Source organism: Streptomyces sp. cf386 (genome assembly GCF_900103585.1).
Classification (GTDB): Bacteria; Actinomycetota; Actinomycetes; order Streptomycetales; family Streptomycetaceae; genus Streptomyces.
In genome coordinates, this window is record NZ_FNHV01000017.1 from 65,471 (window position 1) to 80,688 (window position 15,218).

Consider the following 15,218-nt stretch of genomic DNA (forward strand, 5'->3'; position numbering starts at 1 on the left):
GCCCCCGTTGTGTAGCGGCCTAGCACGCCGCCCTCTCAAGGCGGTAGCGCCGGTTCGAATCCGGTCGGGGGTACGAACTGGTCTAAACCACATTGGTCTATGGTGTAATTGGCAGCACGACTGATTCTGGTTCAGTTAGTCTTGGTTCGAGTCCAGGTAGACCAGCTCGGACCTGCGGAAACGCAGAGTCCACGCCCCCGTTGTGTAGCGGCCTAGCACGCCGCCCTCTCAAGGCGGTAGCGCCGGTTCGAATCCGGTCGGGGGTACCACATGAAGGCCCTTCGCTTCGGCGGAGGGCCTTTGTCGTGCCCGGCGCCGGCTACTCGTCGAAGCCGTACCGCCGCGTCGACTCCTCCTCCTGGGCCAGGCGGTGCAGAGCCTGCAGTACCGGCTCGTTGAGGATCGCCCCCAGGATCGCGAACTCGACCCGCTCCGCCGCGGACGGGTGCGTCTCCATGTTGTCCAGGTCGAGGACGGCCGTCCGGTGCATCAACTCGGCGTACGGTGCGAGCAGTTCGGCCCCGAAGCCGTAGCCGAGCCGGCGGAACGCGGCCACCGCCACCACCAGTGAGCGGTACGCGGGGGAGATGCTCGTGAGCTGCTTGGCGTTCTCCCAGCCGAGTTGGTCCAGGAGTGCGGTGACCTCCTGGTGCGCGGCCTGGACGTACTCGTCCTCCTCGTCCGGCTCCGGCACCTGTGGCAGTGCCCACATGGCGGCGCCCAGGCGGATCGCGCGGGGCAGGGAGTCGTCGTCCACATGCCCCAGCACCTCCCTGACCGTCGCCACCGGCACCCGGCCGACCTGGATCATCGCGCGGATCAGCCGCAGCCGGCGCAGATGCTCCTCGTCGTACTCGGCCGTCGTCGTGTTGATCTGGCGGCCGGGCGCCAACAGCCCTTCGCGCAGGTAGTACTTGATCGTCGCGGTGGACACCCCGCTGCGCTCGCTCAGTTCGGCCAGCCGCATCTCTTGCGCCCTTCCTTGGGGAGTGTCACTATCCAAGCACCACTCGAAAGGATAGTGCCGCTATCCGACTGGGGAAACGAGGGCTCGTCATGTTCGCCAAGCCGGTACCGGGTCGCACCACCGCGGACACCGAGGGCGATGTGGTCGTCCTGCTGATCGGTATGCGCATCAACCACTTCTGGGCCGTGCATCACTGGTTCCCGGTCTTCCTGGCCATGCCGCGGATGCTGCGCGAGCTGGGGAAGGCGCCCGAGCGTGGCCTGCTGAGCCATGTCCTGCTGACGGCCAACCCGCGGACGTACTACGTCGTCCAGTACTGGGAGTCCAAGGAGAAGCTGTACGAGTACGCGCAGGCGCCGGACATGTTCCACCGCCGGGCGTGGGCGATCATCAACCGCAAGGAGAAGGCCGGGAAGGCCAAGCAGCACGTCGGGCTGTGGCACGAGACCTATGTCGTGCCCGAGGGGTCGTACGAGTCGATCTACGCCGACATGCCGGCCTTCGGGCTCGCGGCGGCGCACGGTCAGGTGCCGCTGGAGCGGCGGGGGCGTACCGGGAAGGACCGGTTCGCGCACCGTTTGGCGAAGGCGAAGGTGGCCGAAGAAGCCAGGTGACGGGGGATCGGGGGACGGGGAGGGCCTGCCGCGGCGTTGAGGCGGTCCCTCCCCGCTGACGTGTCCCGGAGTCAGCCGGTGCGGCGCAGGGCCTCGGAGAGGCGGGCGGCGGCGTCGATGACCGCCTGGGCGTGCATACGGCCCGGGTGGCGGGTCAGGCGCTCGATGGGGCCGGAGACCGAGACGGCGGCCACCACGCGGTTCGACGGGCCGCGTACCGGTGCGGAGACGGACGCGACGCCCGGCTCGCGCTCGCCGATCGACTGGGCCCAGCCCCGGCGTCGTACGCCCGAGAGCGCGGTGGCCGTGAAGCGGGCGCCCTGCAGGCCCCGGTGCAGGCGCTCCGGCTCCTCCCAGGCCATGAGGATCTGCGCGGAGGAGCCCGCCTTCATCGTGAGCGTCGAGCCGACCGGGACCGTGTCCCGAAGGCCGGACAGGCGTTCCGCCGCGGCGACGCAGATGCGCATGTCGCCCTGGCGGCGGTAGAGCTGAGCGCTCTCGCCGGTGATGTCACGGAGGTGGGTCAGGACCGGGCCCGCCGTGGCGAGGAGACGATCCTCACCGGCCGCCGCGGCCAGTTCCGCAAGCCGAGGGCCGAGAATGAAACGGCCCTGCATGTCGCGCGCCACCATGCGGTGGTGTTCCAGAGCCACGGCCAGCCGGTGGGCCGTGGGTCGTGCCAGTCCGGTGGCCGAGACGAGCCCTGCGAGGGTGGCCGGACCGGACTCCAGGGCGCTCAGGACAAGGGCTGCCTTGTCCAGAACGCCGACGCCGCTACTGTTGTCCATGAAACGATACTCGCGTCTCACTCTGTGAAACGCAAGTTCAATTTTCCGTGGAACGCGCCACTCTGGAAGAACGAAGGCAGAGCGGCCCGCGGACCAGAGCGGGCCTGGCGGCGGACGCCCGGTAGCAGGGGCGCGGGCGGTGGCCGCCTTCTCAAGATCTCTAGTTGGGCCGGTGGACCGTTTGCCGGCCGGAGGGAAAGCGATGGGTAGGACACTCGCGGAGAAGGTCTGGGACGACCACGTCGTCCGGCGCGCCGAGGGCGAGCCCGACCTCCTCTTCATCGATCTGCACCTGCTGCACGAGGTGACCAGCCCGCAGGCCTTCGACGGCCTCCGTAAGAGTGGTCGCCAGGTGCGCCGACTCGACCTGACCATCGCCACCGAGGACCACAACACCCCGACCCTCGACATCGACAAGCCCATCGCGGACCCGGTCTCCCGCGTCCAGCTCGAGACGCTGCGCAAGAACGCCGCCGAGTTCGGCGTGCGGCTGCACCCGCTGGGCGACGTCGAGCAGGGCGTCGTGCACGTCGTCGGCCCGCAGCTGGGGCTGACCCAGCCCGGCATGACCGTGGTCTGCGGCGACTCCCACACCTCCACCCACGGCGCCTTCGGCGGTCTGGCGTTCGGCATCGGCACCTCCCAGGTCGAGCACGTCCTGGCCACCCAGACGCTGCCGCTGGTCCGCCCGAAGACCATGGCCATCACGGTCAACGGTGAGCTGCCCGACGGCGTCACCGCCAAGGACCTGATCCTGGCGATCATCGCCAAGATCGGTACGGGCGGCGGCCAGGGCTATGTCCTGGAGTACCGCGGCTCCGCCATCGAGAAGCTCTCGATGGAGGCCCGGATGACCATCTGCAACATGTCGATCGAGGCCGGCGCCCGCGCGGGCATGATCGCCCCCGACCAGACCACGTTCGACTACCTCGAGGGCCGTCCGCACGCGCCCAAGGGCGAGGACTGGGACGCGGCGGTCGCGTACTGGAAGACGCTGAAGACGGACGAGGACGCCGAGTTCGACGCCGAGGTCGTGATCGAGGCCGCCGAACTGTCGCCGTTCGTCACCTGGGGCACCAACCCGGGCCAGGGCGCACCGCTTTCGGCGGACGTCCCCGACCCGGCTTCGTACGAAGACGCTTCGGAGCGCCTCGCCGCCGAAAAGGCCCTGGAATACATGGGGTTGGAGGCCGGTCAGCCGCTGCGCTCCATCAAGGTGGACACCGTCTTCGTAGGCTCCTGCACCAACGGCCGCATCGAGGACCTGCGCGCCGCCGCCGAGCTCGTCAAGGGCCGCAAAGTCGCCGACGGCGTACGGATGCTGGTCGTGCCGGGCTCCGCGCGGGTGGGTCTGCAGGCCGTTTCCGAGGGTCTGGACGTCGTCTTCAAGGACGCCGGCGCCGAATGGCGGCACGCGGGCTGCTCGATGTGCCTGGGCATGAACCCGGACCAGCTGGCCCCCGGTGAGCGCTCCGCGTCCACCTCCAACCGCAACTTCGAGGGCCGGCAGGGCAAGGGCGGTCGTACGCACCTGGTGTCGCCGCAGGTCGCCGCCGCGACCGCCGTGCTGGGCCACCTGGCCTCGCCCGCCGACCTGTCCGACGCCCCTGTGCCCGCTGGAGTCTGAGAGTCATGGAAGCATTCACCAAGCACACCGGTCGGGCCGTCCCGCTGCGCCGCAGCAACGTCGACACCGACCAGATCATCCCTGCTCACTGGCTCAAGAAGGTGACCCGGGACGGGTTCGAGGACGGGCTGTTCGAGGCCTGGCGCAAGGACTCCGAGTTCGTGCTCAACCGCCCCGAGCGCGAAGGCGCCACGGTGCTGGTCGCCGGTCCCGACTTCGGTACGGGTTCGTCTCGTGAGCACGCCGTGTGGGCGCTGCAGAACTACGGCTTCAAGGCCGTCATCTCCTCGCGCTTCGCGGACATCTTCCGCGGCAACTCGCTCAAGAACGGCCTGCTCACGGTGGTTCTGGAGCAGAAGATCGTGGACGCGCTGCAGGAGCTCACCGAGCAGGACCCGCAGGCCGAGATCACGGTCGACCTCGAGGCTCGCGAGGTGCGCGCCGAGGGCATCACCGCCGCCTTCGAGCTGGACGAGAACTCCCGCTGGCGGCTGCTGAACGGCCTCGACGACATCTCGATCACCCTGCAGAACGAGGACGACATCGCCGCCTACGAGGCGAAGCGGCCCTCGTTCAAGCCGCGCACGCTCCAGGGCTGATCCGAAGCCGCCGCGCAAGGCGACTTTCGGACACCGAAACACCCTCCCAGTACCCCCGATCGGCCCCGATCGGGGGTACTGCCATGTCTGCACCCGAACGGCCCCCGCATGGCCCGGCGCCGACCTCAACTTCCCACGTTACGAAGGGTGTTGCCGGGGTACGCGAGTCCTGTGGTCGCGGCTTCCGCAAGTGCCCGGAAGGCCATTTGAGGCCGGAGTTGCACCCCTGGCAGGCGACAACTCGCCCCAGATGGCACAATCTGTGCATGGAACACGACGGCCAACTCGAGCTCTATGCGGCAGTCGCGGACCAACTGAAGGAAGCGCACACAAGAGTGCGCGCACTGCAAGTCCCGGAGGGCGTACGGATGGCGCTGACCCGGAAGCTGCTGGTCATTACGGCCGCGGCCAAGCACGACGTAGCCGAAGCGACAAGGCGTCTGGAGCGGTTCATCGCGGACCTCGACGCGGGGCGATTCCCCGAAGAGGAACGCTGAACACCTTCGAGACCGTCGAGTCTGTTGCGGCACAAGGGTGATTAGCCCGTTTCGTGTTTGATTTGCGGTATATATCTGCCTAACGTGCGAAAAAGCTTGAACACTTTCGTTCTGGCGATGTCTCCGAAGGGGAAGACGTGAACAAGGCGCAGCTCGTAGAAGCGATTGCCGACAAGATGGGCGGCCGTCAGCAGGCCGCCGAGGCTGTCGACCATGTCCTGGACGCCATCGTCCGCGCGGTCGTCGCGGGTGAGCGGGTCTCGGTCACCGGCTTCGGTTCGTTCGAGAAGGTCGACCGCCCGGCTCGTTACGCCCGTAACCCTCAGACGGGAGAGCGGGTTCGGGTCAAGAAGACCTCCGTTCCGCGCTTCCGTGCGGGTCAGGGCTTCAAGGACCTGGTGAGCGGCTCGAAGAAGCTCCCGCGGGGCGGCGAGGTCGCCGTCAAGAAGGCGCCCAAGGGCAGCCTGACCGGTGGTGCCGCGGCGACGGTCAAGAAGGCCGCCGCGAAGAAGACCACCAAGGCGGCCGCGGCGAAGAAGACGACCGCGAAGAAGACGACGGCGAAGAAGACGACGGCCGCCGCCAAGAAGACCACCGCGAAGAAGACGACGGCGAAGAAGACGACGGCCGCCGCCAAGAAGACCACCGCGGCGAAGAAGGCCACCGCCAAGAAGGCGACGGCCAAGAAGGCCCCGGCGAAGAAGGCGACCGCCAAGAAGGCCCCGGCCAAGAAGTCGACGGCGCGCAAGTCCACTGCCAAGAGGACCACGCGCAGCAGGTAGGACCGCGAAGGGCACTCACGCGCCGGGCCGGACTCCGTGGGGAGTCCGGCCCGCGGCGTGTTCGGGGTTCGGTGCCTCAGAAGGTCTGCAGCGTGATCAGGGTGATGCGCAGGGAGTCGCCCTTGCCCTCGGTCTCGATGCGTACGCGCTGGCCGGGGCGAAGCAGCCGGAGGCCTCCGGCGTTGAACGCGGGGGCGTCGAAGGGGACGGGGGTGCCGTCGTCCAGTAGGACGCTGCCGGAGTGGGTTTCGGCGTCGTAGGTGTACGCGGTGGCCTGCATGGGGGTCAGCCTACGACGGGTTGTGGATGGGGTGCGGCGCCGTTGGGGCTGGTCGCGCAGTTCCCCGCGCCCCTGGCCGTGCGCCCCTTCGGGGCTGCACGGCTATTGGTCCGTGATCAGCAGCCTTGCTGCCATCGCCGCCGTGCGTGGGCCCACGCCCAAGGTCAGGGCCGCGCGTAGATCCTCGCCGGTGTCCACGTCCTGGCGTACGGAGTCCACGTTGTCGAGGTGGAGTTCTGTCGCTCCCGAGAGGCGGTGGCGGGCTCGGGAATCCTCGCCGAATGCGGGAAGCAATTCATATCCGGGGACTGCGGACAGCAGCGTCGTGCCGATTGCTGCCGCGTCCGGGAGGAAAGCTCGGGGGAATTCTGCGGCCGAGTCCAGGACGCGGGCCAATTCCAGGGGGCGTAGGGCGGGGAGATCGGCGTTCAGGGCCGCTACGGGGGTTTCGGGGCGGGACGACCGTACGATCGCCGCGCCGTGTGCGAGTGCCGCGTTCAGGCCGTCGCCCGGCTCGTCGGGGACGATGTGCGCGCCAAGTGCGCCCAGCTCGCGGCCGGCCAGGGCGTCGTCCGTGACGACTGCCACATCCTTCACGGCCGGGCAGGCCAGCGCCGCGGCCACGGTGTCCTGCGCGAAGGCGAGGGCCAGGCCCGGGCGCAGCCCGTCCGCCGCGGTGTCCGCGAGCCTGCTCTTCGCCCGCGCCAAGGGCTTCAGGGGTACGACCAAGGTCCACTGCACCAGCGTTCCGTCCCTCTCTCGTCGCGGTCATTGTCACTCAGCCGTCACCAGGGCCATCTGGCGGTCGCGGTCGCGAGGCGTACCGTGTTCTCGACAGACCGGCGGCCTGGGGCGACACTTGTGCGGCCCCCCGGCCCGATGTCCTTGATCCCTAGAGGAAGGTGCGCGCGTGCCCCGCCGCAGAATCGGCTTCTGGTACCGCTTCGCCGCGGTGCTCTGCAAACCGCCGTTGGTGGTTCTGATCAAGCGGGACTGGCGTGGAATGGAGCACATTCCGGCCGAGGGTGGATTTATCACCGCGGTGAACCACAATTCGCACATCGATCCCTTCGCTTACGCGCACTTTCAGTACAACACCGGCCGGGTTCCGCGATTCCTGGCGAAGAGCGGTCTTTTCAAGAAGGGATTCATCGGCGCCGCGATGCGCGGCACCGGGCAGATCCCCGTCTACCGGGAGACGACGGACGCGCTGAGCGCCTTCCGGGCCGCGATCGACGCCGTGGAGCGCGGCGAGTGCGTCGCGTTCTACCCCGAGGGCACCATCACCCGCGACCCCGACCAGTGGCCCATGACCGGCAAGACCGGTGCCGCCCGGGTCGCCCTGCAGACCAAGTGCCCGGTGATTCCCGTCGCGCAGTGGGGCGCCAACGAACTGCTGCCGCCGTACGCCAAGAAGCTCAACCTCCGTCCGCGCAAGACCCACCGGGTGCTCGCGGGCCCTCCCGTGGACCTCACGCGTTTCTACGACAAGGAGATGTCCCCGGAGCTGCTGAAGGAGGCGACGGAGGTCATCATGGCCGCCATCACCCGCCACCTGGAGGAGATCCGCGGCGAGAAGGCGCCCGAGACGCCGTACGACCCGCGCCAGGAGCGCATCGAGCAGCGGCGCAGGACTGCCGCGCAGACCCAGCGGACGCAAGGGCCGAAGGCCGAGCAGGAAGAAGGGCAGGGCACGTGAGCAAGCCCGTCAAGGCGGCGGTTCTGAGCGCCGGTTCGTGGGGCACCGCCTTCGCCATCGTCCTCGCCGACGCGGGGTGCGAGGTCACCCTGTGGGCCCGTCGCGCCGAGATCGCCGAGGCCATCAACTCGACCCGGACGAACCCCGACTACTTCCCCGGCGTCGAGCTCCCGCAAGGCGTACGGGCGACCACGGACCCCGCGGAGGCCATGGCGGGGGCCGACTTCACGGTGCTGTCCGTTCCCTCCCAGACCCTGCGCGCCAACCTCGCCGAGTGGACCCCGATGCTGGCGCCGGGCACGGTCCTGGTGTCCCTGATGAAGGGCGTCGAACTCGGCACCACCATGCGGATGAGCGAGGTCATCGAGGACGTCGCCAAGGTCGGCCACGACCGCATCGCCGTCGTCACCGGCCCCAACCTCGCCCGCGAGATCGCCGCGCGGATGCCGGCCGCCGCGGTGGTCGCCTGCACCGACGAGGCCGTCGCCCAGCGGCTCCAGGCCGCCTGCCACACGCCGTACTTCCGCCCGTACACCAATACGGACGTGGTGGGTTGCGAACTCGGCGGAGCCGTGAAGAACGTCATCGGCCTCGCCGTCGGCATCGCGGACGGCATGGGCCTCGGCGACAACGCCAAGGGCTCGTTGATCACGCGCGGTCTCGCCGAGACGACCCGGCTCGGGGTCGCGCTGGGCGCCGACCCGCTGACCTTCTCCGGACTCGCGGGCCTGGGCGACCTGGTGGCGACCTGCTCCTCGCCGCTGTCCCGCAACCACACCTTCGGCACCAACCTCGGCAAGGGCATGACGCTCCAGGAGACCATCGCGGTCACCAAGCAGACCGCCGAGGGCGTCAAGTCCTGTGAGTCCGTGCTGGATCTGGCCCGCAGGCACGGCGTCGACATGCCGATCACGGAGACGGTCGTCGGGATCGTGCACGAGGGCAAGCCGCCGGTGGTCGCCCTCAAGGAGCTGATGTCGCGCAGCGCGAAGCCCGAGCGACGCTGAGCGAACGCACCCTCCGGACGCTGACTCGGCCCCTACGGGCGGGTACGCTCAACGCGATATGAGCACCGAGAACCTCCCCCAGAGCCCTGACCAGCAGCCCCGCAAGCCGCGCGTGGCCGTCGTGTTCGGCGGTCGCAGCTCCGAGCACGGGATCTCCATGGTCACCGCCGGCGCCGTACTGCGCGCGATCGACCGGACGAAGTACGACGTCCTGCCGATCGGTATCACGCAGAGTGGCCGTTGGGTGCTCACCGCCGACGAACCGGAACGCATGGCGATCACCGAGCGCCGTACGCCCAACGTCGAGCAGCTGGCCGAGTCGAGCGAGGGCGGCGTCGTGCTCCCCGTCGACCCGGCGAACCGCGAAGTCGTCTACGCCGAACCCGGATCGGTGCCCAAGGCCCTCGGCGAGATCGACGTAGTCTTCCCGGTGCTGCACGGGCCCTACGGCGAGGACGGCACCCTCCAGGGCCTGCTGGAGCTCTCCGGGGTGCCGTATGTGGGTTCGGGTGTGCTCGCCTCGGCCGTCGGCCAGGACAAGGAGTACATGAAGCGGGTGTTCACCTCGTTCGGGCTCAAGGTGGGCCCGTACGTGGTGATCCGGCCGCGTGAGTGGGAGCAGGACGAGTCCGGCGCCCGCAAGAAGATCATCGACCTCGCCGGTGACCACGGCTGGCCGCTCTTCGTGAAGCCCGCGCGCGCGGGTTCGTCGATCGGCATCACCAAGGTCGAGGACCCGGCGGGACTGGACGAGGCGATCGCCGAGGCCCGGCGGCACGACCCGAAGATCCTCGTCGAGGCGGCGCTGCGCGGCCGGGAGATCGAGTGCGGGGTGCTGGAGTTCGAGGACGGGCCGCGCGCCTCCGCGCCGGCCGAGATCCCGCCGCCGGACGCCCACGCGTACTACGACTTCGAGGCCAAGTACATCGACTCCACGCCGGGGATCGTGCCGGCGCCGCTCACGCCGGAGCAGACGGCCGACGTGCAGCGTCTGGCCGTGGACGCCTTCGAGGCGGCCTCCTGCGAGGGCCTGGTGCGGGCGGACTTCTTCCTCACCGAGGACGGGGAGTTCGTGATCAACGAGATCAACACGATGCCCGGCTTCACGCCGATCTCGATGTACCCGCAGATGTGGCAGGCGAGCGGGATCAGCTACCCGGACCTGGTGGACCTGCTGATCCAGGCGGCGTTGCGGCGGTCCACCGGGCTCAGGTGACGGGCGTACCGGACGGACCCGTACCGGACGGACCCGTACCGGACGGACCCGTACCGGACGGACCCGTACCGGTCGGACCCGTACCGGTCGGACCCGTATCGCTCGGCCGCGTACCGCTCAGTTGCTCACCGTCAAGTCGGCGATTCCTTCGGGGATCGCCTTCTTGATGGCCGGGGCCAGGTCGATCAGGGCTCCCGAACTGTCCCGGCCTTCCTCCACGCTGACCTCGACATACGCGCGACGGCTCGCGCTCGTGAACCGGTACCCCCCGCCGTCCTGCTTCTCCATCAGCCACTTGACGCCTTCTACGCCACCGGCGACCGCGTCCGGGTCCCGGCCCTCGGCCACCTTGGGGTCGACCATCTTCGGCGGCCTTGCGACACCGCACCGCAGTATGATCGCCGAGTCCCCCCACCCCGCGGTCAGCGCGGACGCGGGCGAGGGGTCCTCACGGCGCTCACCGTCCACCTTGGCCGGCAGTACCTTGTCGAGGTTCTGACACAGCTTCTCGGCCGTCGTGCCGGGGCTGGGAACCGCCGCCGACGCACTGTCGTCTGCTGATGAGCAGCCCGCGGCGCTGATCAGCAGGACGAGCACGGGCAGCCCGAGGGCAGAAATGCGCCGGTGACGGAAAGAGTTCACCGGCCAACAGTAGACGGGGCTACAGATGGACGACCGGGCAGGTCAGGGTGCGGGTGATGCCGTCCACTTGCTGGACTTTGGCGACCACCATGCGGCCCAGGTCGTCGACTGTGTCGGCCTGGGCGCGCACGATGACGTCGTAGGGTCCCGTCACGTCCTCGGCCTGGATGACTCCAGGGATCTTGCTGATCGTCTCGGCGACGGTCGACGCCTTGCCGACCTCCGTCTGGATCAGGATGTACGCCTGTACCACGGAACCTCCAGGGCGGCCACGAGGATCATGTGGGGAAAAGGAACGCCACGGTATCGCGTCGCCGCTTGCCGCGGGGAGACCTGCGGGGACCGGGGCTTGCGCGCCGGGGTGCAGGCACGACAGAAGTTGACGTACACCTCGACCGTAGCGAGGACCGAAGTGACGCGCGACCGGGTGCGGACAGGGACAGAAGGGGCGTAAGGGCAATGAAGGGCACTGTTGGTGAGCTCGGTGAGTTCGGGCTCATCAGGGAGCTCACCTCCCGTCTCACCACCACCCCGGCGGTCCGGGTCGGCCCCGGCGACGACGCCGCGGTGGTGGCCGCGCCCGACCGCAGGGTGGTCGCGAGCACCGACATCCTGCTGGAGGGACGGCACTTCCGCCGCGACTGGTCCACGGCCTACGACGTCGGCCGCAAGGCCGCCGCGCAGAACCTCGCGGACATCGCCGCCATGGGCGCCGTACCGACCGCGCTGCTGCTCGGCCTTGTCGTGCCGGCCGAACTCCCGGTCACCTGGCCGAGCGAGCTGATGGACGGCCTGCGCGACGAGTGCCAGGTGGCGGGTGCCTCGGTGGTCGGCGGGGACGTCGTACGGGGCGACACGATCATGGTGTCGATCACCGCGCTCGGCGATCTGCGCAACCAGGAGCCCGTGACGCGGGCCGGCGCACAGCCCGGCGACCTCGTCGCCGTGACCGGCTGGCTGGGCTGGTCCGCCGCCGGATACGCCGTGCTCGCCCGGGGTTTCCGCTCACCGCGCGCCTTCGTGGAGGCGCACCGGCGTCCCGAGCCGCCGTATCACGCGGGTCCGGCCGCCGCCGGGCTCGGCGCCACCGCGATGTGCGACGTGAGCGACGGACTGATCGCCGACCTCGGGCACATCGCCGAGGCCAGCAAGGTCCGGATCGACATCCGCTCGGGCGCGATCGACATCCCGACCCAGATGAACGACATCGGGCAGGCCGTCGGCGTCGACCCCATGCAGTGGGTGCTGACCGGGGGAGAGGATCACGCGATCGTGGCGACCTTCCCGCCGGACGTGAAGCTCCCGGCCCGCTGGAAGGTCATCGGCGAGGTCCTCAACCCCTCGGCGCTGCCCCAGGTCACGGTCGACGGGGCGCCGTGGACCAAGAAGGGCGGCTGGGACCACTTCGGCGGGGACATCGAGTCATGATCCCGCGCGTCCTTACGGTGGCGGGCTCCGACTCCGGCGGCGGTGCGGGCATCCAGGCCGACCTGAAGACCATGCTCGCGCTCGGCGTGCACGGCATGAGCGTGATCACCGCGGTCACGGCGCAGAATTCCCTCGGTGTGCAGGGTGCGTGGGAGCTTCCGGTGGAGGCCGTGCGGGCGCAGTACCGCAGTGTCGTCGACGACATCGGCGTCCAGGCGATCAAGACGGGGATGCTCGCGTCGGCGGAACTCGTCGAGACGGTGGCAGAGTTGATCGGGGGCACGGACGCGCCCGCCGTGGTGGACCCGGTGGGGGTCTCCAAGCACGGGGACTCGCTGCTGGCCGCTTCCGCGCTCGACTCGGTACGTACGAAGCTGCTGCCGGTCGCGACCGTGGCGACGCCGAACCTCGACGAGGTGGCGCAACTGACGGGCGTGCGGGTCGAGTCGGAGGAGCAGGTGCGCGAGGCCGCAGCGGCCGTTCTGGCGTACGGGCCGCGGTGGGTGCTGATCAAGGGCGGTCATCTGCCCGGGGACGCCGTGGATCTGCTCACGGACGGCTCGCGGGAGCACTGGCTGCGGGCGCCTCGCTACGACAACCGGCACACGCACGGGACGGGCTGCACGCTCGCCTCCGCGATCGCCTCAGGGCTCGCGAAGGGGCTTCCGGTGCCGGAGGCGGTGGCGGCGGCCAAGGAATACGTCACCGGGGCGATCAGGGCCGGGTTCGCGCTCGGTGCGGGAATCGGGCCGGTGGATCATGGGTGGCGGTTCCGCGAGGGCTCGTAGCCGGGACGTAGTCGCTCAGGAACAGCAAGAAGCCGGTCCACGCGAGGTGGACCGGCTTAGTGCAGCGAACCGGCAGTGGCCGCGCGCTCAGCTGAGCGTCAGCGCGAGACCTTGCCGGCCTTGATGCAAGACGTGCAAGCGTTCACGCGCTTCGGCGTCCCGCCGACCACGGTACGAACGCGCTGGATGTTGGGGTTCCAGCGACGGGACGTACGGCGGTGCGAGTGCGAGATGTTGTTGCCGAAGCCCGGCCCCTTGCCGCAGACGTCGCAGTTGGCAGCCACGGGTCACTCCAAAGACTTCAGATGCACTTACGGATAATCCCGGCTTGCCGGGATCGAGATCTAGGATCAGAGATCTGAGTGGCGTTGCCAGGGGAACGGCCCGATGCGTATCGGGCAACCGGAGCAGCATACAACGACTGCGCCAGCAGTACGAAACTACCATGGCAGCTCAGGGCCCCGCTCCCGGCCCTCTTCCGGCGCACACCGGGCCTGGGTCTACGCTGCGTGCCACGTTCGGCAGCTCAAGGAGGCGCAGGTGGCGCAGGTGCCGCAGACATTCTTCGATGCTCTCGCGGTGCGCACCTGGTGCGGCCTCGCGTTGGAGTCGCTCGGTCGCGCGCGTGAGGAGATCGACGCGATCAACGTCTATCCGGTGGCCGACGGGGACACCGGGACGAACCTCTATCTGACCGTGGAGTCGGCCGTGGCCGCGGTCGAGGCGGTGTTCGCCGGGTACGAGCTGGATGCCGTACGGACGGGCGGCCCCTCGCTGGCCGATGCCGTGCGCGCGATGGCGCACGGGGCCCTCATAGGCGCCCGGGGGAACTCCGGGACGATCCTCGCCCAGCTGCTGCGGGGCATGGCGCAGGTGCTCGCCGCCGACGGTGACTCCGCTCACACCGACGGACAGGGACTGCGGCTGGCGTTGCGGCACGCTGCCGACGCCGCCCGGCTGGCGGTCGCCCACCCCGTCGAGGGCACGGTGCTCTCGGTCGCCTCGGCGGCGGCCGACGCTGCCACCGGGGCGGAGGGGGACTGCGGGACGGTCGCGTGGGCGGCCTACGAGGGGGCGCGGGCGGCTCTCGCGGCGACTCCGGGGCAGCTGGCGGTGCTGGAGCGGGCCGGGGTCGTCGACGCGGGCGGGCGGGGGCTGGTGGCGGTGCTCGCGGCGCTGGTGGAGACGTTCACGGGGGAGGCTCCGCGCGCGGTCGCCGTGGAGGCGGTGGCGGCCGCGGCCGTGGCGCACGAGCCGGGCGGCTCAGCGGGCCCTGGTGATCTCGGTGGCTGTGCCGGCGGGGCCGTGGGCCATGAGTCGGGCGACGGTGGACAGGGTGACCATGGACAGAGCGGGCCCGCCTTCGAGGTGATCTACCTCCTGGAGGCCGACGACGCGGCCGTGGCGCGGCTCCGGGAGCGGCTGGACGCCCTCGGGGACTCGCTCGTCGTGGTCGGCGGTGACGGGCTGTGGAACGTCCACGTGCACGTCGACGACGCCGGGGCGGCCGTGGAAGCCGGCGTCGAGGCCGGGCGGCCGTACCGGATCCGGATCACCCACTTCGGCGTCGGCGACGTGCACACCACCGGGGGCGGACGGCCGCCCCGGGAGCGGGCCCAGCGTGCCGTGGTCGCCGTCGTGCCCGGTGAGGGACTGGACGGGCTGTACCGAGAGGCGGGCGCGACCACCGTCCTCGCGCGCCCCGGGGAGCCGCCCGCGAGCGGGGAACTGGTGGAGGCCGTACGGCGTGCCCACGCGCGCGAGGTCGTGCTGCTGCCCAACGACGCCGAGCTGCGCCACACCGCCGCGGCGGCGGCAGAGCAGGCCCGCACCGAGGGCATCCGCGTCGCGCTGATCCCGACCCGCTCGGCGGTCCAGGGCATCGCGGCGCTGGCCGTGCACGAGCAGGAGCGCCGCTTCGACGAGGACGTCGTGTCGATGACCTCGGCGGCCGGCGCCACCCGCTACGCCGAGGTCGCCGTCGCCGAGCGCCAGTCCTGGACCATGGCCGGCATCTGCCAGGCCGGCGACGTCCTCGGCCTCATCGACGGCGACGTGGCCGTGATCGGCTCGGACGTCACGGACACCGCGGCGACCGTCCTCGACCGCATGCTCGCCGCGGGCGGCGAACTCGTCACCCTCGTCCTCGGCGACGAGGCGCCCGAGGCGATCGCCGAGCACCTGGAGGCACGCGTGCGTGAGTCGTATCTCGCCGTCGACACGGTGGTGTACCGGGGCGGGCGGCAAGGGGCGTTGCTGCTCATCGGCGTGGAGTGAGCGGAGT

18 protein-coding genes and 3 tRNA genes are annotated in these 15,218 nt (G+C 70.0%); 14 read left to right on the forward strand and 7 right to left on the reverse strand.

The features are described 5' to 3' along the window. The 3 genes from BLU79_RS35175 to BLU79_RS35185 all read left to right on the forward strand — a co-directional run bounded on the left by BLU79_RS35175 (position 1) and on the right by BLU79_RS35185 (position 269). Positions 1 to 73: transfer RNA gene (locus BLU79_RS35175), tRNA-Glu, on the forward strand. Between the two features lie 20 nt (positions 74 to 93). After that, a tRNA-Gln gene (locus BLU79_RS35180) sits at positions 94 to 165 on the forward strand. 28 nt (positions 166 to 193) lie between these two features. Further along, positions 194 to 269 (forward strand) — tRNA-Glu (locus BLU79_RS35185). 50 nt (positions 270 to 319) lie between these two features. Here the strand turns inward: BLU79_RS35185 and BLU79_RS35190 are convergent. After that, positions 320 to 967 (reverse strand): MerR family transcriptional regulator, encoded by a 648-nt coding sequence (locus tag BLU79_RS35190; protein WP_093910052.1) that lies wholly within the window; start codon positions 965 to 967, stop codon positions 320 to 322. Between the two features lie 89 nt (positions 968 to 1,056). Between BLU79_RS35190 and BLU79_RS35195 the strand changes: the two genes are divergently transcribed. Then, positions 1,057 to 1,581: a DUF4188 domain-containing protein gene (locus BLU79_RS35195; RefSeq protein WP_093910053.1), complete on the forward strand. Its 525-nt coding sequence runs from the start codon at positions 1,057 to 1,059 to the stop codon at positions 1,579 to 1,581. A gap of 71 nt (positions 1,582 to 1,652) precedes the next feature. On the opposite strand, the gene ndgR is transcribed toward BLU79_RS35195, so the two are convergent. After that, a complete protein-coding gene (ndgR, locus tag BLU79_RS35200; RefSeq protein ID WP_093910054.1) occupies positions 1,653 to 2,369 on the reverse strand; it encodes an IclR family transcriptional regulator NdgR in 717 nt (238 codons plus the stop codon). 202 nt (positions 2,370 to 2,571) lie between these two features. Between ndgR and leuC the strand changes: the two genes are divergently transcribed. From leuC to BLU79_RS35220, 4 genes are all read left to right on the forward strand, one after another. Beyond that, positions 2,572 to 3,996: a 3-isopropylmalate dehydratase large subunit gene (leuC, locus tag BLU79_RS35205; protein WP_093910055.1), complete on the forward strand. Its 1,425-nt coding sequence runs from the start codon at positions 2,572 to 2,574 to the stop codon at positions 3,994 to 3,996. Between the two features lie 5 nt (positions 3,997 to 4,001). Beyond that, positions 4,002 to 4,595 (forward strand): 3-isopropylmalate dehydratase small subunit, encoded by a 594-nt coding sequence (gene leuD / locus BLU79_RS35210; protein WP_093910056.1) that lies wholly within the window; start codon positions 4,002 to 4,004, stop codon positions 4,593 to 4,595. Positions 4,596 to 4,861: 266 nt separating this feature from the next. Beyond that, complete coding sequence (locus BLU79_RS35215) at positions 4,862 to 5,092, forward strand: SCO5555 family protein (RefSeq protein ID WP_093910159.1); 231 nt, start codon at positions 4,862 to 4,864, stop codon at positions 5,090 to 5,092. A gap of 137 nt (positions 5,093 to 5,229) precedes the next feature. Continuing rightward, positions 5,230 to 5,874, forward strand: coding sequence for an HU family DNA-binding protein (locus BLU79_RS35220; RefSeq protein ID WP_093910057.1), 645 nt, complete (start codon positions 5,230 to 5,232; stop codon positions 5,872 to 5,874). A 76-nt stretch (positions 5,875 to 5,950) separates the two neighbouring features. On the opposite strand, the gene BLU79_RS35225 is transcribed toward BLU79_RS35220, so the two are convergent. Beyond that, complete coding sequence (locus BLU79_RS35225) at positions 5,951 to 6,154, reverse strand: hypothetical protein (protein ID WP_093910058.1); 204 nt, start codon at positions 6,152 to 6,154, stop codon at positions 5,951 to 5,953. Positions 6,155 to 6,256: 102 nt separating this feature from the next. Then, complete coding sequence (cofC, locus tag BLU79_RS35230) at positions 6,257 to 6,895, reverse strand: 2-phospho-L-lactate guanylyltransferase (protein ID WP_093910059.1); 639 nt, start codon at positions 6,893 to 6,895, stop codon at positions 6,257 to 6,259. Positions 6,896 to 7,064: 169 nt separating this feature from the next. On the opposite strand from cofC, the gene BLU79_RS35235 reads away from it, so the two are divergent. Genes BLU79_RS35235 through BLU79_RS35245 form a run of 3 tightly spaced genes read left to right on the forward strand, consistent with a single transcriptional unit; the run spans position 7,065 to position 10,076 of the window. After that, complete coding sequence (locus BLU79_RS35235) at positions 7,065 to 7,853, forward strand: lysophospholipid acyltransferase family protein (protein ID WP_093910060.1); 789 nt, start codon at positions 7,065 to 7,067, stop codon at positions 7,851 to 7,853. Further along, positions 7,850 to 8,860 (forward strand): NAD(P)H-dependent glycerol-3-phosphate dehydrogenase, encoded by a 1,011-nt coding sequence (locus BLU79_RS35240; protein ID WP_093910061.1) that lies wholly within the window; start codon positions 7,850 to 7,852, stop codon positions 8,858 to 8,860. Before BLU79_RS35235 ends, BLU79_RS35240 begins: the two co-directional genes overlap by 4 nt. Positions 8,861 to 8,918: 58 nt before the next feature. Then, on the forward strand, positions 8,919 to 10,076 hold the full coding sequence (locus BLU79_RS35245) for a D-alanine--D-alanine ligase family protein (RefSeq protein WP_093910062.1): 1,158 nt from the start codon (positions 8,919 to 8,921) through the stop codon (positions 10,074 to 10,076). Positions 10,077 to 10,193: 117 nt separating this feature from the next. On the opposite strand, the gene BLU79_RS35250 is transcribed toward BLU79_RS35245, so the two are convergent. Both BLU79_RS35250 and BLU79_RS35255 read right to left on the reverse strand, forming a co-directional pair. Continuing rightward, positions 10,194 to 10,718 (reverse strand): DUF3515 domain-containing protein, encoded by a 525-nt coding sequence (locus BLU79_RS35250; RefSeq protein ID WP_093910063.1) that lies wholly within the window; start codon positions 10,716 to 10,718, stop codon positions 10,194 to 10,196. 19 nt (positions 10,719 to 10,737) lie between these two features. Then, positions 10,738 to 10,971: an Lrp/AsnC family transcriptional regulator gene (locus BLU79_RS35255; RefSeq protein WP_003997603.1), complete on the reverse strand. Its 234-nt coding sequence runs from the start codon at positions 10,969 to 10,971 to the stop codon at positions 10,738 to 10,740. 206 nt (positions 10,972 to 11,177) lie between these two features. Between BLU79_RS35255 and BLU79_RS35260 the strand changes: the two genes are divergently transcribed. Next, a complete protein-coding gene (locus BLU79_RS35260; RefSeq protein WP_093910064.1) occupies positions 11,178 to 12,146 on the forward strand; it encodes a thiamine-phosphate kinase in 969 nt (322 codons plus the stop codon). After that, entirely contained in the window at positions 12,143 to 12,934 is a 792-nt protein-coding gene (gene thiD, locus BLU79_RS35265; protein ID WP_093910065.1) for a bifunctional hydroxymethylpyrimidine kinase/phosphomethylpyrimidine kinase, read from the forward strand. The genes BLU79_RS35260 and thiD overlap by 4 nt, the downstream gene beginning before the upstream one ends. Before the next feature lie 98 nt (positions 12,935 to 13,032). Here the strand turns inward: thiD and rpmB are convergent, their stop codons facing one another. Then, positions 13,033 to 13,218 carry a 50S ribosomal protein L28 gene (gene rpmB / locus BLU79_RS35270; protein WP_003993230.1) on the reverse strand — a complete coding sequence of 62 codons (186 nt, stop codon included), beginning with the start codon at positions 13,216 to 13,218 and terminating at the stop codon, positions 13,033 to 13,035. A 256-nt stretch (positions 13,219 to 13,474) separates the two neighbouring features. On the opposite strand from rpmB, the gene BLU79_RS35275 reads away from it, so the two are divergent. After that, positions 13,475 to 15,211 carry a DAK2 domain-containing protein gene (locus BLU79_RS35275; RefSeq protein WP_093910066.1) on the forward strand — a complete coding sequence of 579 codons (1,737 nt, stop codon included), beginning with the start codon at positions 13,475 to 13,477 and terminating at the stop codon, positions 15,209 to 15,211. Positions 15,212 to 15,218 lie beyond the last annotated feature (7 nt).